This window comes from Paraburkholderia sp. BR14374, assembly GCF_040948685.1.
Taxonomy (GTDB): Bacteria; Pseudomonadota; Gammaproteobacteria; order Burkholderiales; family Burkholderiaceae; genus Paraburkholderia; species Paraburkholderia youngii.
The window spans coordinates 1-3,409 of sequence record NZ_JBFPKF010000079.1; the positions used below are offsets into that span (position 1 = coordinate 1).

Annotated in this window: 1 protein-coding gene and 4 pseudogenes; 2 read left to right on the forward strand and 3 right to left on the reverse strand. The window is 55.4% G+C overall.

Translation table 11 applies throughout. The features are described 5' to 3' along the window. Window positions 1-222: 222 nt before the first annotated feature. Window positions 223-852: pseudogene (locus tag AB3X86_RS37885) on the reverse strand (transposase); the annotation flags it as partial. A gap of 188 nt (window positions 853-1,040) precedes the next feature. Then, window positions 1,041-1,769: pseudogene (locus tag AB3X86_RS37890) on the reverse strand (IS6 family transposase). Between the two features lie 118 nt (window positions 1,770-1,887). On the opposite strand from AB3X86_RS37890, the gene AB3X86_RS37895 reads away from it, so the two are divergent. Then, complete coding sequence (locus tag AB3X86_RS37895; RefSeq protein ID WP_368599863.1) at window positions 1,888-2,394, forward strand: LysR family transcriptional regulator; 507 nt, start codon at window positions 1,888-1,890, stop codon at window positions 2,392-2,394. Window positions 2,395-2,928: 534 nt separating this feature from the next. Continuing rightward, a pseudogene (locus AB3X86_RS37900) lies at window positions 2,929-3,282 on the forward strand (nitroreductase family protein); the annotation flags it as partial. 9 nt (window positions 3,283-3,291) lie between these two features. Here AB3X86_RS37900 and AB3X86_RS37905 read toward each other — a convergent pair. Then, a pseudogene (locus tag AB3X86_RS37905) lies at window positions 3,292-3,409 on the reverse strand (IS5/IS1182 family transposase); the annotation flags it as partial.

A 3,409-nucleotide genomic window follows, 5' to 3' on the forward strand; every position in this document is an offset into this window, starting at 1 on the left:
AACAGGGGTTCCTGCATCTCATCCATTCCGCGCATCGCATCCGCTGCCAAAGATCATGAACACGATATCCATAACGCCCGTCCCTCAAACCCCGTTTACACGGGACCCAAATTCAACAGCCTGCTAGACCCTGGCCGCCCCCTTTTCTGGGGCGGCCAGGAGGCCTTTCAATGATTATCAACTTGTCGGCAGTGGCACGGACTACTGCGAAGAGTCAATCGCTCAGGAGACAGTCGACGGATTTTGAGCGATGCCGGTGAATTGGCGCCACGCAGCAAATCGGGATGCGAGTTGTTTGCGATAGCGTGAAGCCCGTAGCAGGTGTCGCTTGAGCGCGAAGTGCTGCCGGATCAGGCCGAAGGTGGAGAGAAAGCCTGCGTGCGCTTCGGGTCACGAAATCCGCGCATGCGCCGCTGAGGTTCACGCGTAGGCTGATGACTGTTCTCTGCCGGCTCGTTCACCCGGGCCGCAGCCTTGACGAAGACGTGTTTGATGTTTGCCAGTTCGGGGATATCGGCCTTGGCTGCCGGGTAGCTGCGAAGCTGATCGGTGACAATCCTTCGTGGCGCAATCCTTCGTGGCGCGTCGGCACAGGCGGCCAACACGCGGTTGAAGAAGCGCTTTGCTGCGGCCTTATCGCGATGTTTCTGCAGCAGGATGTCGAGTTCGGCGCCGTGCTGGTCGACTGCCCACCAGAGAAGGCTCACCGCGCAACATAACGAAGACTTCGTCCAGATGCCATGTGCGCCCAGGCTTGCGGCGAGCAGCTTTGACGCGATGTGCGAAGCCCGCGCCGAATTTGTCGCACCAGCGGCGGATCGTCTCGTAACTGACAACGACACTGCGCTCGAACCCTTGTTATCGATAGGATTTCATTTTTCGATGAAACTCCCGTTTCGGGAAACGTGCCACCCCTCTGAAGCGCCGCTCCCCTGCCATCTCGTTGCCTATAATTTCTGGATGCCGAACGTTCCGTTGCACGGCTTTGTCAAGTTAAGGAACGTAGACTGTACGCGTACCGGTAACCGTAGTTATCCTTATTAAATAGCCTTGCCGATTGAGGCAGTTCCAGTCCAACCGTACCATGTGGCGAAGCGTTCCTGGAGTGCGGCGCGGTGACTTGCCGCTTTCATTCGATGTCTGGGTAAAGCAAAGTGCTGCCGGATCGGGCCGAACCGTGAGAGAAACGCCTGAGTGCGACGCGCATCGCGAAAGCCGAGCATCTGGCGTTCGCGTCTGCGGGTCGGCTGGTGGCTATTCTCGTGCGGTTATTCACGCGCGCAACCGCCTTGACGAAAACATGCTTCACGTAAGCGAGCTCTGGAATCTCGGACTTCGCTGCCGGATAGCTGCGTAGCTGATCAGTGACGATCCTGCGCGGCACCGGGTTTGATCGCAGCACTCGCTGGAAGAAGCGCTTGGCTACGGCCTTGTCGCGTCGTTTTCGCACCAGAACGTCGAGTTCAGTGCCATGCTCATCGACCGCGCGCCACAGCAGATACGGCTCCGCGCGCAGCGTCACGAACATCTCATCCAGATGCCATGTGTTGCCCCCGCTCGCGCCGCGCCGTCTTTGCACGCTGGGCGAATTCAGCGCCGAACTTGTCGCACCAGCAACGGATTGTTTCGTACGTGACGACGACACCACGCTCGAGCAACAACTCGATATCGCGCAGGCTCAGGCTGAACCGGAAATACCAGCGAACCGCGCAGCTGATGACGATGGCAGGGAAGCGGTGACCGTGATAAAGCGACTTTCTTTTCTTCATCGCTTCATTCTACCCCGCGCCTGCGTCAACGTGACAGAGCCATGATGGTTGTTGAAAGTGGGCCATCAACTGGGAAACTATGAACATCCGGCAACTTGAAGCATTCCGCACGACTATGATGGTCGGCACTGTAAACGGTGCTGCGGACTTACTGGGGCTATCTCAGCCATCAGTGAGTCGCTTGATCACCGAGCTCGAAAAGGAGCTCGGCGTGACTTTGTTCAACCGCGCTGCTGGCAGGCTGGTGCCGACGCCTGAAGGAAGGATGATCCACGAGCAAGTAGAGAACACATTCCGTGCGTACCAAAGGATCGGGGAACTTGCCGCTGATGTGAGGAAACTTCGCGTGGGCAGCATCTCCATCGCATGCATGCCGGCCTTGGGAATAACGTTTTTGCCGGCGGTCATAGCCCGGTTCTGTGAAGCTCATCCAGACGTTGATATCTCACTGGATGTTCAAAGCTCCACGAAGGTGGAGGACTGGATTGCGACGGAAAGAATCGATCTTGGTCTTGCGGAAGTACCTTACGACCGAGAAGACCTTTCAGTAGACGAATTCTGTAATGTTCCCTACTACGCCGTCATGAAGAAGGGGGATCAGCTCGGAGAAAAGTCGATGCTTTAGCCGGCGGATTTCGAAGGGCGCACGTTTATCTCCACCACGGCACACTATCAAGCCCGGCCGCATGTTGATCGCCTTTTCGAATCGCGAAGCATACACCGTGTCATGGGTATCGATACGTCGTTTTCCCACTCCACATGCGAGTTGGCCGCACTGGGAGTGGGTGTCGGTTTTATCTGTCGGTTTTATCGATCCATTCAGTGTTCACGGATACCTTGATCGGATCGAGGTCCGTCTCGTAGACCCTTGCATAACCTTCAGGGTTGGACTGCTATACCCGAGATCTCGCCCGTTGTGGAAAGTAGGGCGAACATTTGTTTCGTTTATGAAGGAGTGTCGTGACCGATGGTTCGCTGAGGTGGCCGCAGCTTCTAAACGTCATGTATGACTCTGCCGAGACTCTTGTAAACATGCAGTGGCAGTGGAGGTCTCGATTGATGTCATCAATACGTTAAGACTCGGGCGTGACTCCTGAGACATCCTCTCAAATGTTGCGTCAATTTTTGGTTTCGAATAGATCGTTACCGAGCTATGACTATGGCTATCAAAACGATTCGCATACCTAGTTATCCAATCGATGCGCAGTTCGTCGAGCGCTGGTCACCTCGCGCCTTCACATCGGATCCCATCGATGAGCGTACCATTCTCACTATTCTCGAAGCTGCCCGTTGGGCTCCTTCCTCTTATAACTCTCAGCCCTGGTGGTTTGTTTACGCCCGTCATGAAACCGATCAATGGGTCTCGTTTCTTTCGTTTTTGAACGAATTCAACCGCTCCTGGGCAGTCCGTGCCGCGGCGATCGTTGTTGTTTTGTCAAAGCAGACCTTTCGGCTTCCGGGAAAAAATGAGGAAGCATCGTTGCCTACGCATTTATTTGATGCCGGAGCTGCCTAGAGGGTGTTAGGCACTTTTGCTAAGGGTTGCAAAGTGAACAAGCATAAGCACGGAGAAGACGACGAAGTGCAAGCCAGCCAGAGTTTCGGGCAATCGCTCGTAGTCTCTTGCGAGTCGGCGGAAG

Coding starts and splice junctions, on each gene's coding strand:
- AB3X86_RS37895 (WP_368599863.1), top strand. CDS start 1,888: ATGGTCGGCACTGTAAACGGTGCTGCGGACTTACTGGGGCTATCTCAG.